Raw genomic sequence first — 18290 nt, 5'->3', positions numbered from 1 at the left:
GGTCGCTAGGCGGTCGGATCCTCGTAACGGGCTGCACCTGCGCGTGCCCAGTCCGCCACCGCGATCCGCGCCTCCTCTGGAGCGGTGACCGTGACCTGGCCGGCGAACCGGGCCACCATGCGCTTCAGCCCGTGATAGTGCGCCACCCGAACCTTGGTGTGCACGACGTCGCCGTCCTGGATGCGCGCAGCATCGTCGGGAATGTAGTCGGCGATCAGCGGCAGCGCGGCCGCGACGACGTCGACAGACACCGTGAGGTCTTCGGCCGAGCCCTGGAACAGCCGCTCCGGCAGCACGACGTGTGCGGCGTGCTCGCTGATCGGTTGCCCCGTCGAGACGAGGTGGTCGATGCGGTCGAGGCGGAAGGTGCGCACCGCCTCGCGCAGATGGCACCACCCGCGCAGGTACCAGTCGTCGTTGACGGACTCGATGCGCAACGGATCGACGGTGCGCCGTTCGGAGTCGCCGCGGGCGCTGACATAGTCGAGGTCGACCTGCGTCCTCTTCTCGATCGCCTCCCTGATAGTGGCGACGGTGTCGCGAAGTGCCGCAGGGGCGACCGCGACCTGGGCGGCGCCCGCGGCCGTTCCGCGTTCGAGCTTGGCCATCAGCGAGGACATGGCATCGCGGTCGGCGTGCTCGGGCAGCGAGCTGAGATACTGCAGGCCCGCGATCAGGGCTGCGGCCTCGCGTGCCGAGAGTCGCGGCGTGTCGTCTATCGCCACGGTGTGCGTGAGCGCGATCCGATCGTGCTGCTCCAGTTCGTCCCAGTCGATGTCGAACAGGTCGCCGGGCAGATACGAATGCGATTCGCCAGGCAGGCCGGAGACCGCGATCAGATAGACGGCGTCGCGGATCTGCTTCGGCGAGACGTCGAACGCGGCAGCGACCTCGTCGACGGACGCGCTCTCGTGATCCATCAGGTACGGGATGAGCGAGAGCAGCAGGGCGAGCTTGTCGCGGGCGTCGCGGGGACCGGCAGGCTCAGCCACGGGCATCCACCTCCCCCGCGCCGGTGTTCGCCGTGTGCGCCATCACTGTCGTACGCAAGCGTTCGCGCACCGCGTCCACGAGGCGCTGCGGCCAGATCACGCGCACCTCGGGGCCATAACCCGCGAGCTCGTCGGCGAGGAGCGCCGTGTCGGAGTAGTGCACAAGCAGGTTGCCGTCATCATTGCGGCGCGCGTCTTCGCGCTTGCTCAGCCGCACCCAGGCATCCGTTCCGGGGAGCACGTCGAGCTCGGCCTGATTGCGGTCCCAGATCTTCTGCAGCTCGTCGATCGCGTGCGAGGCGTAGTCGGTGCCTCGCCGCGTGAACCCGATCTGGGTGGCTCGCGGGCGGCCGATCACGCGCGAGAGCAGAAAGGTGCGCGGGGCATCCACTCCTTTGTCATGGGCGTGCAGCAGCCAACGTCCGTGGAACTGGACGAGCGCGAGCGGCTCGACGACACGCTTGGTCGCCTCGGTCTCCCCCGGCTTCAGGTAGTCGAAGTTCACGACGACGCTGCGCTCCAGGGCGACCTCGAACGGTTCGAATGCGGCCTCCCTGGTGCGCACGCGGGGAGCGAACCCGACCAGCGGGTCGTCGGCCTCGACGCCCAGCGTGCGCAGCTTCATGATCGCCCTGCGGGAGTCCGCCGAGAGGGACCCTTCCCGCCAGACGGTGGCGGCGAGGCGGAGCAGCGCCATCTCCTGCGGAGAGAACGTGATGTCGGCGGGCAGATCGTATGCCGTCTTGGGAATGCGATAGCGCAGACCCTGATTGTTGCCGGGATCCCCAGGGTCTTCGACCGTCTCCAGAGGGATGCCGAGCTCGCGGATGTCGTCTTTGTCGCGTTCGAACTGCCGCTCGAGCGCGCTATTGTCGCCGCCCTCCCGGTACCGGGAGTTGTAGCCCTGCACGCTGGAGAGGATCTCGCTCTTCGTCAGCCCCGCTTCGGTGGCGACGAGGGTGAGCACAAGCGAGAACAAGCGCTCCTCGACGGGGACCTTCTGTGGGGACACGCAGGCAATCCTATGAGGTCGCCGCCTCGGACGGCGCGAGCGCGATGATGCCCGTCGCGCTACTTCCAGATGCCGAGGATGTCGATCACGTACGCCGTGGCGTTGCTGCCCGGTGTGACGACGAGCACCTGGCTTCCGACGTTCTGGCCGACGAGTTGCTTCACCACATCGGCGGGCGGGGTGAAGCCGCTGGAATCCGTGGTCGGCCAGACGACGGGAGACCCGTCCACCCAGCTGGATCCGGCGACGGAGGTGGGGTCGTTGTACGTGACCGCGGTGTAGTTCACCAGCACCCCGCTAGAGGAATCGACCTTCTTCACGACGGCGCCCGAACCCTGTCGGAGCACGGCCGTGCGCAGCTTCGTGGGCACGGTGTTCTCGGTGATCTTGATGCCGGGCTGGCCGTTCGGTGCAAGGACCACGGTGGGCATGCCGGGCTGTCCCGGTCGCGGAGAGCCTGTCGCGCGCGAGGGGTAGGCCTTCTCGACGTCGACGACGAGCACCACAGCCTGGTCTGCCGACCCCTGGCTGCCGGCGATGTCGGCCTCGGTTCCCGTGACCACGATGCGCGATCCGACAGTGGTGCACAGCAACGCCTTCTGAAGGCCGGGCAGCGAGCTCTTCCCGCCCGCGGGCACAGCGGCCGGGAACGTCTCGACGGACTTGCCCGTCGATGCGTCGTAGTGCGCCAGCGTGAACCTGACCATCTGGCCCTTGCCGATGGTGTTGCCCGAGCCGGTCTTCACGGTGCTCTTCTGCAGCGTGCTCGTGTCGATCGGGTGCGGGAACGACGCGTGCGGCGAGCCGAACGCGCCCGACGTGTGGACCAGTTGAGACGCATCCCCCGGCTGCACGCAGGAACTCGCCGACGCGGCCGAGCATCCGGTCAGCCCGACGCCCACGAGTGCTGCCGCGGCGATCACCGTGCCGATGCGACGAGCGCGTGCGGTGAGCGGCACAGAGCGTGCCGGTGCTGTGCGTGCCAGGAGTGTGCGCACGATTCCTCTTTCGACGAGGGACGAGGGGTCAGGGGCGGCCAGGGCAGGCAGGGCGGTCCGAGCGCTCCGGCATCCCATGCTAGTCGACGGCCTGATGTCCCTCGGCTCCGCCATCGGATGGTGCTGCGTCACGTTCTCGGGCCAGCCGCGCGGACTCGGATGCCTCCCGCACCCGCTTGCGCAGGCTCTTCGGGCTCACCACTCGTTCACCGAGTGCGCCAGGCGTCCAGGCCTCGACGTCGTCTTCGCTGTATTCGCTCTTGGATGCCCGCCTCTTCAGCTCGGGCAGCTCCGTGCCCGGCGCCAGCCGACGCGCACTGATCAGGAAGCCGGTGTGTGCGATCATGCGATGGTCCGGCCGCACGGCGAGACCCTCCACGTGCCAGCCCCGCACCATCGTCTCGTTCGAGATCGGGTGCGTGAACGCCCCGCTCCCGCGGATCGCCTCCGCCACCCGGGAGAGCTGCGTGACGGTCGCGACGTAGCACAGCAGCACGCCACCGGGTTTCAGGGTGGCGGCACAGGCATCCACGCACTCCCACGGCGCCAGCATGTCGAGCACGATGCGGTCGGCGGTGCCGTCAGGCGCTGCCAGCGCCAGCTCCTTCTGCAGGTCGCCGACGGTGAGCGTCCACATCTTCGGAAGCTCGCCGAAGAACGTCTCTACGTTGCCGCGCGCGACGTCGGCGAACTCGGCGCGTCGTTCGAAGGAGAGGAGCCGTCCCTGCGGCCCGATCGCCCGCAGCAGCCACAGCGAGAGGGCGCCGGAACCCACGCCGGCCTCCACGACTGTGGCACCGGGGAAGACGTCGGCCTGCGCGAGGATCTGCGCGGCATCCTTCGGATAGACGATCGCGGCTCCGCGTGGCATCGACATGACGAAGTCGGTGAGCAGCGGGCGCAACGCCAGATGTTCCACGCCTGCCTCGTTCGCCACGACGGAGCCGTCGGGCAGGCCGATGATGGCATCGTGCGGAAGAGGTCCCTTGTGCGTGTGGAACACCTTGCCGGGAACGAGGGTGATGGTGTGCAGGTGCCCCTTCGGTCCGGTCAACTGCACCCGGTCGCCCGGGCGGAACGGACCGGAGGACGCCGGGAGCTCGCCGGCGGTCACGCCGCCCGCTCCTCGAACAGCTCGGCCAGGTCGGCGAAGCTGACGCCATCCAGCGTCGGCCACAGCGTGTGCTCGTCGCAGCTCGGAAGCGGGATCATGTGCGGAACCCCGATCGCGACGGTGCCGGCGGCCACTGCCGAAGCCAGCCCGTTCATCGAGTCCTCGATGGCGACGCAGTCCTCAGGGTGCACGCCCAGCTTTCGCGCCGCGTCGAGATAGGGGTCGGCGTACGGCTTCGGCCGGGCGACCTCATCTCCGGTGACGAGCACGTCGAAGGCGGGGAACGGGATGTGTGCCACGATCTGCTCGGCCATGTCGCGGATAGACATGGTCACGAGCGCCGTCTTCACACCGTTGTTCCGGATGTCGAGCAGGAGCTCCTTCGCTCCCGGGCGCCAAGGCACACCATCGGATTCGAGCTGGTCCTGCACACGTCGGGTGAGCGTCGCGACGATCGTGTCAGCGTCGAGGTCGACGCCGTGCTGCTGGAAGACCCTCGCCGATTCCCATAAGCCCGACCCGACCAGCACGAGCGCGTCGTCGTGCGTCCACGTTCCGCCGTGCTCTGTGACGAGCTCGGTCTCCGCCCGCATCCAGTACGGCTCGGTGTCGACGAGGGTGCCGTCCATGTCGAAGAGGACGGCGGCGGGGGCGGCGGAGGTCACGAGCATCCATTCTATTGGCGGCCTCCAGCGGCCGGTCGTCGTGGACCCGGGCCTATTCTGGGTAGGCGCGCCCAGCCGGGCGCCGAGGACGAAAGCAGCCGAAAGCGTGAGCAACGACAGCGGGATCTTCGACGGACGCATCCTGGTGGTGGCGTTCGAGGGGTGGAACGACGCGGGCGAAGCCGCGAGCGGAGCCGTGCGCACTCTGAAGGACTCCCTGGATGTCGTGCCGGTCGCGAGCATCGACCCTGAGCTGTACTACGACTTCCAGTTCAACCGTCCGATGCTCGCCGCCGACGAAGAGGGCAGGCGCAGGCTGGAGTGGCCGGGCGCGGTGGTATACGCGCCGGTGTCGCCCGGCATCCACCTCGATCCGCTGGAAGAGGATGCCGAGGCGCACGCCAGCGGGAGCGGGGTAGGCAACCTCTATCTCCTGCTCGGCACGGAGCCGTCGCGCAGCTGGAAGGCGTTCACCGCCGAGCTCATCGATGCCGCGCTCGCCGCGGGCATCGACGGCATCGTGCTGCTCGGGTCCATGCTCGCCGACGTTCCGCACACCCGGCCGATCTCCGTCTTCGCCTCCAGCGACAACCCGCAGGTGCGTGCCGATCTCGGAGTGGAGCGCCCGACGTACGAAGGTCCGGTCGGCATCCTCAGCGTGCTGGCCGACGCGGCGGAGACCGTGGGGATCCCGACGCTGGCGCTGTGGGCATCCGTTCCGCACTATGTGCACAACTCGCCGAGCCCGAAGGCGATGCTCGCCCTCATCGAGAGGCTCGAGCAACTCATCGACGTGACGGTGCCCCGAGGAGAGCTCGTGGCGGATTCGGCCGCCTGGGAGAGCGGCATCGACGCGCTCGCCGCCGACGACGAGGACATGGCGGCATACATCGAGCAGCTCGAGCAGGCCAGGGACACCGTGGACTCCCCCGAGGCCAGCGGGGAGGCGATCGCGCAGGAGTTCGAGCGCTACCTGCGCCGCCGGGGCGACGGCCGCGACAAGGGCGACGGCAGGGGCGACGGCAGAGGCCCCGACGAGCCCTGGCGGCGGGAGTAGTCCTCCGCTTAGAGCGCGACGCCGAGCAGGGCGTCGACGAGTGCGCGGATGAGTGCCGGGTCGTCGACTCCTGACTCCACCGCGTCGTCGATCACCGCGAGCGCGCCGGGCGTGTCGAGGTCGTCGGCGAGTCGCTCGCGCACCTGCTCGAGCACGTCGAGCGCGCGGGCACCGGTCGTGGTGGCATGGATGCCGCGCCAGGCATCCAGCCGGCGGAGCGCCGCCTCGAGTCCTTCCTGCGTCCACTCCCACTCGTCGCGGTAGTGGTGAGCGAGCAGCGCCAGCCTGATGGCGGCGGCAGGCACACCGCGCTGTAACAGGTCAGAGACCAGAACGAGGTTGCCCAGGGACTTGCTCATCTTCTCGCCCTGGTACGCGACCAGCCCGGCGTGGCTGAAGACCTTCGCGAGCGGATGCCCGCTGAGTGCCGCCGCGTGGCCCGCGCTGAGGTCGTGGTGCGGGAAGATCAGGTCCGCTCCCCCGCCCTGCACGGTGAAGTCGTGCCCGAGGTGCTTGAGCGCGATGACCGAGCACTCGATGTGCCAGCCGGGCCGGCCCCGGCCGAGCACCGATGCCCACGACGGCTCCCCCTCGCGGGCGGCGCGCCAGAGCAGCGGGTCGAGCGCGTCCCGTTTGCCCACGCGGTCGGGGTCACCGCCGCGCTCGGCGGACAGGGCGAGCATGTCAGCCCGGTCGAGGTTGCTCTCCTCCCCGATCCGCCACGGGCTGGTGCGCTCCGCCGAGGCGATGTCGAAGTAGACGTCGTCGGTCTCGGCGCCGCCGGCACCCGCGTCGGGCGTAGGCACTCGATAGGCGGTGCCGCGTTCGAGCAGGAGGGCAACGGCATCCGCGATCTCGTCGATCACCTCGGTGACGGCGACGTAGTCCTGGGGCGGCAGGATGCGCAGCGCGGTCATGTCGCCGCGGAACAGGTCGATCTGCTGATCGGCGAGTTCGCGCCACGGCACGCCGGTGGCCTCAGCGCGTTCCAGGAGAGGATCGTCGATGTCGGTGATGTTCTGGGCGTAGTGCACCTCGAGCCCGGCGTCCAGCCACACCCGCTGCAGCGTGTCGAACACGAGATATGTGCTCGCGTGACCGATGTGCGTGGCGTCGTACGGCGTGATTCCGCAGACGTAGAGCCTGGCGATGGTGTCGTCTGGCGCTGAGCAGAGCCTTTCGCCTGTGGCCGTGTCGTGCAGACGTGGCGGCCTGCCCGTGCCGGGGAGGGTCGGTACCTGCGGGCGCACCCAGGACTCAGGCATTCAGCACCCCCGCAGCGAGGAGGATCATCAGGAGCACGCCGAGCGCAATGCGGTAGACGACGAACGGCAGGAAGCTGCGTCGTGAGATGTAGCGCATGAAGAATGCGATCACGAGCAACCCGACCGCGAAGGCCACGACCGTGGCGCCGAACGTGTCGACCGCGTTGAAGACCTCGGGGGTGCACGCGTGCGTCGTCGCTTCGTGCGACCCCGCCACGCACGGATGCTTGACCGACTTGTACAGCTCGTACAGTCCGCTTCCGAAGACGGCGGGCATGGCCAGCAGGAACGAGTACCTGGCAGCCGCGCTGCGCTGGTAGCCCATGAACAGACCGGCCGAGATGGTTCCACCGGAGCGGGAGACGCCGGGTACGAGGGCGAACGCCTGGGCGATGCCGTAGATCGCCGCGTGCCCCCAGGTCAGCTCTGAGACGCGGCGCGTCTTCGCGCCGATGTAGTCCGCGACCCACAGCACGACCGCGAACACGATGAGCGTGACGGCGACGATCCAGAGCGAGCGGAACGTGGTCTCGATCGCGTTCTGGAACAGCAGCCCGAGCACGACGATCGGGATGCTGCCCACGATGATCATCCAGCCGAGACGCGCCGTCGGGTCGTTCCGCGGGATGCGGCCGAACAGGGCGAGGAACCATCGCCCGATGATGTGCGTGACGTCGTGCCAGAAGTAGACGAGCACGGCGAGCTCGGTGCCGAGCTGGATGATGGCGGTGAACGCCGCTCCCGGGTCCTCCCCCGTGCCGATCAGCTCGCCGACGATGCGCACGTGCGCGCTCGAGGAGACGGGCAGAAACTCGGTGAGCCCCTGCACGAGGCCGAGGATCAGCGCGTTGACGAAATCCATCGCACCCTTTCGGTGGGTCGGGCCATAAGGGCGGCGTCAGTAGGTGGAGAGCAGGTGGCGCAGCACGGTGCGGCCGAATACGAGCGCGTCGAGCGGAACCCGCTCGTCGACCCCGTGGAACATGGCGGGAAAATCGATGTCGGCGGGCAGCTTCAGCGGGGCGAAGCCGTAGCCGGTGATGCCGAGCCTGCTGAGCGCCTTGTTGTCGGTGCCTCCGGAGAGCAGGTACGGCAGCACGACGGCGTCGGAGTCGTGCGACAGCAGGGCATCCGTCATGGCATCCACGAGAGGGCCGGCGAACGGCGCTTCGAGACCGATGTCGCGGTGCACGATCTCGATGTCGACGTCGTCGTCGACGAGCTCGCGCACCTTCAGCAGCACGTCATCCTCCTCACCGGCGAGGGTGCGGATGTCGACCAGCGCCTCCGCGCGCTCCGGCACAACGTTGTGCTTGTAGCCGGCCTTCAGCAGAGTGGGGTTGCTCGTGGTGCGCAGTGTGGCACGGATGAAACCGGATGCCGTTCCGCTGCGCAGCACCACCTCGTCCGGCCCCAGCGCGACCGGGTCGACGTCGAGCAGGCGGGCGAGTTCGCCGACCAGCTGGGCCGTCGTCTCGGTGAGACGCACGGGCCATTCGTGCGTGCCGATCGCGACGACCGCTTCCGCCAGCTTCGTGACGGCGTTCTCATTCACCATGCGGGAGCCGTGTGCCGCCTTGCCGCGCGCGACGAGGCGGATCCAGACCAGGGACTTCTCCCCCGTCTGCATCAGGTATGCCCGGGTGCCCGCGACATCGACGGAGTAACCACCGACCTCGCTGATGGCCTCCGTGGCGCCTTCGAAGACGTCGGGATGCTCGTCGACCATGAAGTGCGAACCGAACAGGCCGCCGTCCTCCTCGTCGGCGAAGAAAGCGATGACGAGGTCGCGTTCCGGCGCTTGCCCCGCACGCAGGATGTCGCCCAACGCGGTGAGGATCATCGCGTCCATGTTCTTCATGTCCACGGCGCCGCGGCCCCAGAGCAGTCCGTCGTGGATCTCGCCCGCGAAGGGGTCGAAGGTCCAGTCCGACGGGTCGGCAGGCACGACATCCAGGTGGCCGTGCACGACGAGGGCCGGTTTGCTGCGGTCGCGTCCATCGATGCGGGCGACGACGGTGGTGCGGTCGGGCCGCGATTCGAACGTCCGGGGCTTCAGCCCCAGGGAGGCGAGGTGCTCGCTGACGTAGGTTGCGGCATCTGTCTCGCCTTTCGCCCGTCCTTCGCCCCAGTTGGTGGTGTCGATGCGGATGAGATCCCGTGCGATGCGCGCCGTCTCGTCGAGGCTCTGCTCGGTTCCTGATCCGTCGGCGCTGGTGGTGGCGTCGTCCGGGTTGGTCATGGGTGCAACGCTACCGGGAGGGGGTTCTCGGCGACCAATCGGATGCCTGTGCTCGGCCCCTCCGGCGGCCACCGCGGTCTCTCCGGCGCGGGCGGAAGGGGCATCGGATTCGTGCTAACCTCGTACGTCGGTGGCCGATTGGTCGGCCTCCGAAAAGTGCGCGCGGGTGGCGGAATAGGCAGACGCGCTAGCTTGAGGTGCTAGTGCCCTTTATCGGGCGTGGGGGTTCAAGTCCCCCCTCGCGCACGAAATGAGAAGAGCCGGTCCGAAAGGACCGGCTCTTCTCATTTCATCCGCGTGCGGGTCTCCTTGAACCCCTCGGGGGTGGGCCCCCACGGCCGGAGGCTCCGAGCGCCGCGAAGCGGCGGTTGGAGGGGCCGCAGGGACAAGTCCCCCCTCGCCGGTTTCGAAGCACCGCTTCGAAACCGCACCTGGAACGTCTACGTGACCCCTCGGGGGTGGGCCCCCACGGCGCGCAGGGGCCCCGGGCGGGGTTCACCAGCCGAGCACGCCTGCATCCTCCTGGAACGTGCCCGTCGGCCCGTCCACCCCGATGTTCGCCCAGGCGGCGACGACCTCTGCGCTCTCGGACGCAGGGCGTCCGGGATGGCTGCCCGGGTCTCCCCCACCGAGCTCGGTCGCCGTGATGCCGGGCTCGACGGCGTTGAACTTCACCTCCGGAACCACCTTCGCGTACTGAACCGTGAGCATCGAGACGGCTGCCTTGCTCGACCCGTAAACGATCGACGGATAGTGCGAGGCAGGGCGGGACGGCTCGTGCGTCGCCCAGAATGAGCCGAGTGCGCTCGACACATTGACAACGACGGGATTGGGCGATCGACGCAGAAGGGGCAGCGCAGCTTCCGTGACCCGGATGATGCCCACCGCGTTCGTGTCGTACACCTCGAGCGCGCTGGGTCCGTCGACGGCCTCGCCCTGCCCGTCCGCGGTGCGCTTGGCGATCCCGGCATTGTTGACGAGTACGTCGAGTCCGCCCTCGCTCGCAATCGTCGCGATGGCGGACTCGACGGAGACGTCGTCCGTCACGTCCAGCTGCACGAATCGGGCGCCGAGCTCGTCGGCGGCTTCGCGTCCGCGCTGCTCGTCGCGCGATCCGATGTAGACGGTGTGGCCCAGTTCGATGAGGCGGCGGGCGGTTTCCTTGCCGAGGCCCTTGTTGGCCCCGGTGATGAGTGTTGTGGTCATGGGTCAATGCTCTGCCTGGGTTCGACGCGCAGGCAGTCGTCTCTTCTTCGTAGGACTGGCAGTGCCACGACAACGCGTGTGCTGCGGAGCAGACTGGAGCCGTGGAGCAGCAGGAGTTCGGCCGCACGGTTCGGCGTTGGCGTGATCGGGTGGCACCTGAGACCGTCGGAGCTCCGGTCGGCACCCGCCGACGCGCCGAAGGTCTTCGTCGCGAGGAGCTGGCTGCCCTGGCCGGGATCTCCGTCGACTACCTCACAAGGCTGGAGCAGGGGCGTGCCACCTCGCCGTCTGGTCAGGTGGTCGAGGCTCTGGCACGAGCACTGCGCCTGACCGATCCGGAACGCGAACTGCTGTTCCGGCTCGCCGGGCTGGCTGTTCCCGGTCGTGAACTGGTCCCTGCGCGCATTCCGCCTAGCGTGCAGCGGATGCTGGATCGGCTTTCCGAGAACCCGATCGCCGTGTACGACGCCATGTGGAATCTCCTCGTCACGAACGCCGCGTACGACGCGCTCACCGGCGCCTCGGCCTGGCGGGGCATCCAGCGCAATGGAGTGTGGCGGAACATGGTCGGGCCCGGCCCGGTGGCCGAACTCGGTCCGGACGAGCTTCTCGATCAGCAGGCCGGGCTCGTCGCGGATCTGAGGCTCTCGGTGGCGAAGTATCCCGCAGACCCCAGGCTGCGCGCCCTGGTGTCCCGGCTCCGGCGGGAAAGTACACGGTTCTCGGAGCTCTGGGACGACGGCGAGATGCGGCTGCACGAGGATCACTCCCGCCATAAGTTCATCGAGCATCCGGAAGCCGGCCGCATCGGCCTTGACTGCGACACGTTCATCGTGGCGGGTGATGATCTTCGGATCATGATCTACTCGGCCCAGCCGGGAACGGAGGATGCCGAGCGGCTGAAGCTGGCCATCGTTCTCGGCACGCAGGCGTTCGCCGAAGTACCGTCGAGCGGCGGCTCAGGACGATAGCGGACGCCTACCCCTTCGCGGCGACGTGCCCCAGGATGGCGGGAATCACCGTCTCACCGTAGACCCGCAGAGTCTCCTCCTTGTCGTCGTGCTGAAGATATCCGGCGAACTGGGTGACGCCCAGCTCCCGCAACGCTTTCAGCTTCGCGATGTGGTCCTCGGCCGGCCCGAGCACGCACAGCCGGTCGACGATCTCATCCGAGACGAAGGCGGTATGGGTGTTCCCGGCCCGGCCGTGCTCGTTGTAGTCGTAGCCTTCGCGCTCCCTGATGTAGTCCGACAGCACCTGGGGAACGGCGCTTCCGCTCTCGCCGTAACGGCGCACGATATCGGCGATGTGGTTGCCGACCATGCCGCCGAACCATCGGGTCTGCTCGTGCTGATGGTCGACATCCGTTCCCACGTACATCGGTGCGGCCACGCAGATCGCCAGGGACTCGGGGTCGCGACCTGCCGCGCGCGCTGCGTCTTTGACGGCCCGGATCATCCACTCGGCGACGTCGAGGTCCGCAAGCTGCAGGATGTACCCGTCACCGACCTCGCCGGCGAGTTTCAGCGCTTGCGGTCCGTACGCGGCGACCCACACCTGAAGCTCGCTCCCCTTCGACCACGGGAAGCGCAGGGTGGACCCCTTGTACTCGACAGCCCGGCTGTTGGCGAGCTCGCGGATGACGTGGATCGCCTCGCGCAGTTCGGCCATTGTCACCGGCTTGCCGTTCGTGACGCGCACGGCCGAGTCGCCTCGGCCGATGCCGCAGACCGTGCGGTTGCCGTACAGCTCGTTGAGCGTGGCGAAGACGGAAGCCGTCACCGTCCAATCCCGTGTTGCCGGATTCGTGACGAAGGGTCCCACCTTGATGCGGTGCGTGCGGGCGAGGATCTGGGAGTGGATGACGTACGGCTCCTCCCAGAGCAGGTGCGAGTCGAACGTCCACGCGTGGCTGAAGCCGTACTGCTCTGCGAGCTCGGCGAGATGCACCACCCGGCTCGCGGGCGGATCGGTCTGCAGAACGACGCCGAACTCCATGAGCGGATGCCTCTCTCGTCACACCAGGTACTGGCTCAGCCCGCGTTTGAGGAAGACGCCGTCGCCGTTGGAACCGACGTATTCACCGTCGTCGACGATGACCTTGCCCTTCGACAGCACCGTCTGCACCCGGCCGTCGATCTCGAAGCCCTCCCACGCGGAGTAGTCGAGGTTCATGTGGTGCGTCGCGGCCGAGATGGTGGTGTGGCCGTTCGGGTCGTAGACGACGACGTCGCCGTCCGCGCCGGGCTGGATCACGCCCTTGCGCCCGTACAGACCGAACATCCGGGCGGGCGTCGTGGAGGTGATCTCGACGAAACGCTCGAGCGAGATCTTGCCCGTCGCGACCGCCTGGTACAGCAGGTCGATCCGATGCTCAACGGTGCCGATGCCGTTCGGGATCTTCGCGAAGCTGGCCAGCCCCAGCTCCTTCTGGTCCTTCATGCAGAACGGGCAGTGATCCGTGGAGACGAGCTGGAGCTCGTTCGTGCGCAGAGCGCGCCAGAGCTCCTCGATGTGTCCCTCGTGCTTCGAGCGCAGCGGCGGTGAGGCCACCCACTTCGCTCCCTCGAAGTCGCCCCACCGGTCGCTGTGCGCGCCCAGCTGGTCCTCGAGGCTGAGATAGAGGTACTGCGGGCACGTCTCGCCGAACACGTTCGACCCTCGGTGACGCGCGGCGGCGATCTGTTCGACGGCCTGCTTCGCGCTCACGTGCACGAAATACAGCGGCGTGCCGGCCACGTCGGCGATCATGATGGCCCTGTGCGTGGCTTCCTCCTCCATCTGCCACGGGCGGGTGAGCCCGTGGTACACGGGGCCGGTGTCGCCTGCGGCGAGTGCCTGCTGCACGAGCACATCGATGACCGAACCGTTCTCGGCGTGCATCATCATCAGCGCGCCGTTCTCGGCACCCTTCTGGAACGCCCGGAAGATCTGCCCGTCGTCGGAGAGGAACACGCCCTTGTACGCCATGAAAAGCTTGAAACTCGTCACGCCCTCGTTCACGAGCTCGTCCATTGCGATCAGCGACGAGTCCTGCACGTCGGAGAGGATCTGGTGGAACCCGTAGTCGATCGCGCAGTTCCCCGCAGCCTTCTCGTGCCACAGGTGGTACTGGTCGAGCACGTTCTGATCGGGATACTGCGTGACGAAGTCGATGACGGTCGTCGTTCCGCCGATCGCTGCTGCCCTGGTGCCGGTCTCGAAGGTGTCGCTGGCGTTCGTGCCGCCGAACGGCATCTCCATGTGCGTGTGCGGATCGATTCCGCCGGGGATGACGTACTTTCCGCTGGCGTCGATGACGGTGTCGACGGATGCCTTCAGGTCGGAGCCCAGCAACTGCGAGCCCGGCTCGAGGACGGCGACGATGGTCGCCCCGTCGACGAGCACGTCGGCGGCCGCCCGTCCGGTCGAGCTGACCACGGTACCGCCGGTGATGAGCGTCTTCATCGTGTCTCCTACGGCTTCGGGATGCCCGTGTACGACTCGGGGCGCCGGTCTCGGTAGAACTGCCAGTCGTCGCGCGTCTGCCGCACGAGGTCGAGGTCGAGATCGCGGATGACGAGCTCTTCGTGCTCACTCGAGCCGTATCCGCCGATGACGTTCCCGCGCGGGTCGACGAACTGGCTGGATCCATAGAAGTCGACCGCCAGGTCTCCGTACTCGTTGTCTTCCCGGCCGACCCGGTTGGGCGCGGCGACGAAGTAGCCGTTCGCGGCCGCAGCGGCAGGCTGCTCGATCTCCCACAGGCGGTTGCTGAGCCCCGGTTTGGTCGCGTTCGGGTTGAAGACGATCTGCGCGCCGGCCAGGCCGAGCTCGCGCCACCCTTCCGGGAAGTGCCGGTCGTAGCAGATGTACACGCTGATCGGTCCGACGGCCGTCTTGAAGACGGGGTATCCGAGGTTGCCTGGACGGAAGTAGAACTTCTCCCAGAACTTGTCGAGGTTGGGGATGTGGTGCTTGCGGTACTTGCCGAGGACGGCGCCATCGGCATCCACGACGACGGCCGTGTTGTAGTAGACGCCGGGTTGCTCCTCTTCGTAGATGGGCAGGATCATCACGAGGCCCAGTTCCTCGGCGAGTGCCACGAAGCGCTGCACGGTCGGCCCGTCAGCCGGTTCGGCGAAGGAGTAGTACTTCTTGTCTTCGGTGATGCCGAAGTAGGGCCCGTAGAACAGCTCCTGGAAGCAGATCACCTGTGCGCCCTGCGCCGCCGCGTCGCGGGCGAATCCCTCGTGCTTGACGATCATGGACTCTTTGTCGCCGGTCCAGGTGGTCTGGCTGATGGCCGCTCGAATCGTGGTCACGTTCGTCCTCTCCATCGGTGTTTCCCGCATTAAACGCTCGAGAGGTGATCTTCGCTACGGAAGGACTCGAATGGGGCACAATGCGCTCGGATGCGCAGCCACAGGCGTTTCCCCGGTGTGTTGCCGGCCTATGCCGCGGGCTTCGTGGGCTCGATGAGGGATGCGTCGCCGGGGTCGGCGGTGCGGGAGCTGTTGACCTTGGGGTCGACTTCGTAGCTCGTGATCGTGCCGGCGACCTTGTCTGACTCCGCCGTCAGAAGCTGCACCATGTGCTCCTTGGCTGCGTCGTCGAGCTTGTCAGGGGTGAGGAACTCCTCCCAGACATCGCGGTCGAGGAACACCGGCATCCGCTCGTGGATCTCACCGGATGCGTCGCGAGCCGGCCGGGTGATGATCGCGGTGGACACCACCCATTCGTCGTCGACCTTCCTGGCCGTGTAGATGCCTGCGGCGGCGAGAAGGCCGCCCGCCTTGGAGTGCAGGAAATGGGGTTGCTTGTGGCCGGCCTCGCCGGTCCATTCGTAGTAACCGCGCATCGGGACGATGGCTCTGGATGCTGCGAACGCACCCTTCCAGAGTCCGTTGCTGGTGACCGTCTCGATACGGGCGTTGAAGTTCGGGCGTTTCGAGTCGCGCATGAACGCGGGATGGAAGTCCCAGACGGCGGCATCGACGCTGCGCCGCACCTCACCGGTCTGTTTGTCGACGCGTTCCCTGACGATGGGCACGACGTCCGTCGGGGCTATCGAGTAGCTCGGCCGCCAGTCGCGATAGTCGCCACCGGAGGCGACGAACTCCTGGATCAATTCATCGACGTGGTCGTCGAGAGCGAATCTGCCACACTGGTCCAGCTTCTCACCTGCGTCTGTCGGTGCGTGATGAGAGGATGCTTCCGCGCGCTATCACGTGCCGCGAGCACTTAGCGTATCTTCGAAGAAGAAGTCGCAAACGACACGCCGTTGATGTTTGACAGTCTCGAAGATGCGTTCGAAACTGGAGTGGTGACCCTTCTCGTTTCCGATCTGCCGGCGGAGTACCCACCCCCGCCGATGCGATCGGTGCGGCCGGTCATCCATGACGTCGGCGATACCGCCGTCGAACGTGCAAAGGCAGACCTGGAACGACTGCTCAGCCTCCGCTCCAGGATGGGTGAGCTGGAAAGCGCCCGTGTCGACGACGGGGTGCTGCGCACCGACCCCGTGCTGGCTCCTCTGCTCCCCGGCGGCGGCCTGCAGCCCGGCGGCGTCTACTCCGTTCAGGGCGCCACCTCCCTGGTCATGGCGTTGCTGGCCGGCCCGAGCGCTGAAGGTGCGTGGAGCGCTGTGGTGGGCATGCCCGGGTTCGGCGCAGAGGCAGCGGCACGGCTGGGCGTCGACCTCGACCGGCTCGTGCTGGTGCCGCATCCCGGCGACCGCTGGTTCAGTGTGACCGCCGCGCTCGCCGACGCGGTGAGCGTCGTCGTCACCGTGCCGGGTTCGAGAGTGGGCGAAGCGGAGGCGGCCAGGCTGGCGGCCAGGCTGCGGCAACGCCGTGCTGTGCTCCTCGTGTGCGGCGCATGGCCACGGGTGGATGCGCGGGTGGGCGTGGCATCCGCCCGTTGGGCCGGTGTCGGCGATGGGCACGGCTACCTGGCGGAGCGCGAGCTCACGGTCGCCGTGGAGAGCAGATCGTGGGGGCGGGAACGCAGAGCGAAGCTCCTGCTGACGCCGGACGGACGGCTGCACGAGACGACACCGTCGCGGCATACCACGCCGCGTCACCAGAGTGCGCCATCGCACAAGACCGCGCAGGAGCAGGAGACCTTCCCCGCGCTGAAGGCGGTGGTCTGAATGGCGATACGCGACGCCGATCGCACCGGCCGGCGCAGCATCGTGCTGTGGTGTCCGGACTGGCCGGTGCGGGCGGCGGTGGCAGCTGGACTGGCCGAGCACGGGCATCCGATCGCGCTCATCGACAAAGGAATGGTGTTCGCAGCCTCTGCCGCCGCGCGACGCGATGGGGTACGGCGCGGACTGCGTGTGCGAGAGGCGCAGGCACGCTGTTCGGCACTGACCGTGCTGCACTACGACGCGTCCGTCGACCAGCGGGAGTTCGACCCGCTGCTCACGGCGATCGAGCAGGCCGTTCCCGGGGTGCAGCCCATCCGGCCCGGGCTGTGTGCGCTGAGAGCGCGGGGTCCGGCGCGCTATTACGGGGGCGAAGACGCCGCGGCCGCCGAACTGCTGCGCGTCGCTGCCGAGCACGGCTCTCCGGATGCCTGCGTGGGGATCGCCGACGGCCCGTTCGCCGCGGAGCAGGCAGCGAGGGCAGCGGGAAGGGTGACCTCCGGCACGAGCCGCACCCTGATCGTGGAACCGGGACGCACCGCGGAGTTCCTCGCCCCGCTGCCGGTCGACGTGCTCGACGACGCCGACTACGTCACGCTGCTGCACCGGCTGAGCCTGGACACGCTGGGCGCCGTGGCGAAGCTGGGCCCGCTCGAGCTGGAGGACAGATTCGGCGAGCTCGGCGTGCGCACCCACGCGCTGGCGAACGGTTCGGAACGCACCACCGTCGTGCCGCGTGCTCCGCAGGCGGTGCTGGAGCGTCAGGCCGAGTTCGAGCCGGGACTGGAACGGGTGGACGAGCTCACGTTCGCCTTCCGTCGAACGGCCGACGACTTCGTGGCATCCCTGACGGCGGCGAAACTCGTCGCCACGGCGATCACCGTCGTCGTGCTCGCCGAATCGGGTGCGGTCAGCGAACGCACGTGGCTGCATCCCAGGTGGTTCACGGCATCCGACGTGGTCGACCGGGTGCGATGGCAGCTGCAGGGCACAGGAACCGACAGCGGACTGGACTCCCCCGTCGTACAGGTGACGGTGGCCCCCGAATCGGTCGATGCGATCGGCAACCACGAAGACGGCCTGTTCGGCGCGGGACCGGACGAGCGCGTGCACCACGCGCTCTCCAGGGTGCAGAGCATGCTCGGGCACGACGCGGTCGGCACGGCGGCGATCGGCGGCGGACGTCTGCTCGCCGACCGCTCCGTTCTGGTCCCCTGGGGCGACCGGGTTCCGGATGCCGTGACCGTCGACGCAGCGAAACCGTGGCCGGGTGCCCTCCCACCGCCGTTGCCCGCCACCGTCTACTCGCCGCCGGTGCGATGCACGGTGACGGCGGCATCCGGAGAGCCGATCGACGTGGACGAGACGGGTATGCTCACCGCGCACCCCGCGCGCTTCTCCCCCGCTCCTGGCAGAGCTCCGTCACAGGTGACGGCATGGACGGGACCATGGCCGGTCGAGGAGCGCTGGTGGGATCCGGATGCCGCCCGCAGCATGAACCGGCTGCAGCTCGTCGACGAGACCGGCAGCGCCTGGCTCGTGCTGCTCGAGCGCGGCGAATGGATGCTGGAGGCCCGCTATGACTGAGACAGCGCCATGACTGGCGGGA

Annotated in this window: 17 protein-coding genes and 1 tRNA gene; 5 read left to right on the top strand and 13 right to left on the bottom strand. The window is 68.1% G+C overall.

Annotated elements, in window-relative coordinates; translation table 11 throughout:
• Positions 1 to 5 precede the first annotated feature (5 nt).
• The 5 genes from ACYVI5_RS05510 to ACYVI5_RS05490 all read right to left on the bottom strand — a co-directional run bounded on the left by ACYVI5_RS05510 (position 6) and on the right by ACYVI5_RS05490 (position 4781).
• Positions 6 to 992: a helix-turn-helix transcriptional regulator gene (locus tag ACYVI5_RS05510; protein ID WP_460579320.1), complete on the bottom strand. Its 987-nt coding sequence runs from the start codon at positions 990 to 992 to the stop codon at positions 6 to 8.
• Positions 985 to 2004, bottom strand: a complete 1020-nt coding sequence (locus ACYVI5_RS05505) for a helix-turn-helix transcriptional regulator (RefSeq protein ID WP_460579319.1) — start codon at positions 2002 to 2004, stop codon at positions 985 to 987. The genes ACYVI5_RS05510 and ACYVI5_RS05505 overlap by 8 nt, the downstream gene beginning before the upstream one ends.
• A gap of 59 nt (positions 2005 to 2063) precedes the next feature.
• On the bottom strand, positions 2064 to 3002 hold the full coding sequence (locus ACYVI5_RS05500) for a hypothetical protein (RefSeq protein WP_460579318.1): 939 nt from the start codon (positions 3000 to 3002) through the stop codon (positions 2064 to 2066).
• 79 nt (positions 3003 to 3081) lie between these two features.
• Complete coding sequence (locus tag ACYVI5_RS05495; RefSeq protein ID WP_460579317.1) at positions 3082 to 4116, bottom strand: tRNA (adenine-N1)-methyltransferase; 1035 nt, start codon at positions 4114 to 4116, stop codon at positions 3082 to 3084.
• Positions 4113 to 4781 (bottom strand): HAD family hydrolase, encoded by a 669-nt coding sequence (locus ACYVI5_RS05490; protein WP_460579316.1) that lies wholly within the window; start codon positions 4779 to 4781, stop codon positions 4113 to 4115. Before ACYVI5_RS05490 ends, ACYVI5_RS05495 begins: the two co-directional genes overlap by 4 nt.
• A 106-nt stretch (positions 4782 to 4887) precedes the next feature.
• Between ACYVI5_RS05490 and ACYVI5_RS05485 the strand changes: the two genes are divergently transcribed.
• On the top strand, positions 4888 to 5838 hold the full coding sequence (locus tag ACYVI5_RS05485) for a PAC2 family protein (protein ID WP_460533933.1): 951 nt from the start codon (positions 4888 to 4890) through the stop codon (positions 5836 to 5838).
• Positions 5839 to 5846: 8 nt separating this feature from the next.
• Here the strand turns inward: ACYVI5_RS05485 and mshC are convergent, their stop codons facing one another.
• Genes mshC through ACYVI5_RS05470 form a run of 3 tightly spaced genes read right to left on the bottom strand, consistent with a single transcriptional unit; the run spans position 5847 to position 9345 of the window.
• Complete coding sequence (gene mshC / locus ACYVI5_RS05480; RefSeq protein ID WP_460579315.1) at positions 5847 to 7103, bottom strand: cysteine--1-D-myo-inosityl 2-amino-2-deoxy-alpha-D-glucopyranoside ligase; 1257 nt, start codon at positions 7101 to 7103, stop codon at positions 5847 to 5849.
• Positions 7096 to 7965: an undecaprenyl-diphosphate phosphatase gene (locus ACYVI5_RS05475; RefSeq protein WP_460579314.1), complete on the bottom strand. Its 870-nt coding sequence runs from the start codon at positions 7963 to 7965 to the stop codon at positions 7096 to 7098. The genes mshC and ACYVI5_RS05475 overlap by 8 nt, the downstream gene beginning before the upstream one ends.
• Before the next feature lie 36 nt (positions 7966 to 8001).
• On the bottom strand, positions 8002 to 9345 hold the full coding sequence (locus ACYVI5_RS05470; RefSeq protein WP_460579313.1) for a M20/M25/M40 family metallo-hydrolase: 1344 nt from the start codon (positions 9343 to 9345) through the stop codon (positions 8002 to 8004).
• Positions 9346 to 9505: 160 nt separating this feature from the next.
• Here ACYVI5_RS05470 and ACYVI5_RS05465 point away from each other — a divergent pair.
• A tRNA-Leu gene (locus ACYVI5_RS05465) sits at positions 9506 to 9591 on the top strand.
• 249 nt (positions 9592 to 9840) lie between these two features.
• On the opposite strand, the gene ACYVI5_RS05460 is transcribed toward ACYVI5_RS05465, so the two are convergent.
• Positions 9841 to 10551 carry a Rossmann-fold NAD(P)-binding domain-containing protein gene (locus ACYVI5_RS05460; RefSeq protein ID WP_460579312.1) on the bottom strand — a complete coding sequence of 237 codons (711 nt, stop codon included), beginning with the start codon at positions 10549 to 10551 and terminating at the stop codon, positions 9841 to 9843.
• 101 nt (positions 10552 to 10652) lie between these two features.
• Here ACYVI5_RS05460 and ACYVI5_RS05455 point away from each other — a divergent pair, with 101 nt between their 5' ends.
• Complete coding sequence (locus ACYVI5_RS05455; protein ID WP_460579311.1) at positions 10653 to 11522, top strand: helix-turn-helix transcriptional regulator; 870 nt, start codon at positions 10653 to 10655, stop codon at positions 11520 to 11522.
• Between the two features lie 7 nt (positions 11523 to 11529).
• On the opposite strand, the gene ACYVI5_RS05450 is transcribed toward ACYVI5_RS05455, so the two are convergent.
• The 4 genes from ACYVI5_RS05450 to ACYVI5_RS05435 all read right to left on the bottom strand — a co-directional run bounded on the left by ACYVI5_RS05450 (position 11530) and on the right by ACYVI5_RS05435 (position 15706).
• Positions 11530 to 12549: an LLM class F420-dependent oxidoreductase gene (locus ACYVI5_RS05450; protein WP_460579310.1), complete on the bottom strand. Its 1020-nt coding sequence runs from the start codon at positions 12547 to 12549 to the stop codon at positions 11530 to 11532.
• Positions 12550 to 12567: 18 nt separating this feature from the next.
• Complete coding sequence (gene hydA / locus ACYVI5_RS05445) at positions 12568 to 13998, bottom strand: dihydropyrimidinase (protein WP_460579309.1); 1431 nt, start codon at positions 13996 to 13998, stop codon at positions 12568 to 12570.
• Positions 13999 to 14006: 8 nt separating this feature from the next.
• A complete protein-coding gene (locus tag ACYVI5_RS05440) occupies positions 14007 to 14855 on the bottom strand; it encodes a carbon-nitrogen hydrolase family protein (protein ID WP_460579308.1) in 849 nt (282 codons plus the stop codon).
• A 128-nt stretch (positions 14856 to 14983) separates the two neighbouring features.
• Complete coding sequence (locus ACYVI5_RS05435; protein WP_460579497.1) at positions 14984 to 15706, bottom strand: SOS response-associated peptidase; 723 nt, start codon at positions 15704 to 15706, stop codon at positions 14984 to 14986.
• A gap of 150 nt (positions 15707 to 15856) precedes the next feature.
• Here ACYVI5_RS05435 and ACYVI5_RS05430 point away from each other — a divergent pair, with 150 nt between their 5' ends.
• On the top strand, positions 15857 to 16684 hold the full coding sequence (locus ACYVI5_RS05430) for a hypothetical protein (protein WP_460579307.1): 828 nt from the start codon (positions 15857 to 15859) through the stop codon (positions 16682 to 16684).
• Positions 16685 to 18268, top strand: a complete 1584-nt coding sequence (locus ACYVI5_RS05425) for a DNA polymerase Y family protein (protein ID WP_460579306.1) — start codon at positions 16685 to 16687, stop codon at positions 18266 to 18268.
• The last annotated feature ends 22 nt before the right edge of the window (positions 18269 to 18290 follow it).

This window comes from Humibacter ginsengisoli (genome assembly GCF_054780095.1).
The sequence above is the reverse complement of the archived record's forward strand: the minus strand, read 5'-3'. Positions and strand labels throughout refer to the sequence as shown.

Coding starts and splice junctions, on each gene's coding strand:
- mshC (WP_460579315.1), bottom strand. CDS start 7,103: ATGCCTGAGTCCTGGGTGCGCCCGCAGGTACCGACCCTCCCCGGCACG.
- ACYVI5_RS05475 (WP_460579314.1), bottom strand. CDS start 7,965: ATGGATTTCGTCAACGCGCTGATCCTCGGCCTCGTGCAGGGGCTCACC.
- ACYVI5_RS05470 (WP_460579313.1), bottom strand. CDS start 9,345: ATGACCAACCCGGACGACGCCACCACCAGCGCCGACGGATCAGGAACC.
- ACYVI5_RS05460 (WP_460579312.1), bottom strand. CDS start 10,551: ATGACCACAACACTCATCACCGGGGCCAACAAGGGCCTCGGCAAGGAA.
- ACYVI5_RS05450 (WP_460579310.1), bottom strand. CDS start 12,549: ATGGAGTTCGGCGTCGTTCTGCAGACCGATCCGCCCGCGAGCCGGGTG.
- hydA (WP_460579309.1), bottom strand. CDS start 13,998: ATGAAGACGCTCATCACCGGCGGTACCGTGGTCAGCTCGACCGGACGG.
- ACYVI5_RS05425 (WP_460579306.1), top strand. CDS start 16,685: ATGGCGATACGCGACGCCGATCGCACCGGCCGGCGCAGCATCGTGCTG.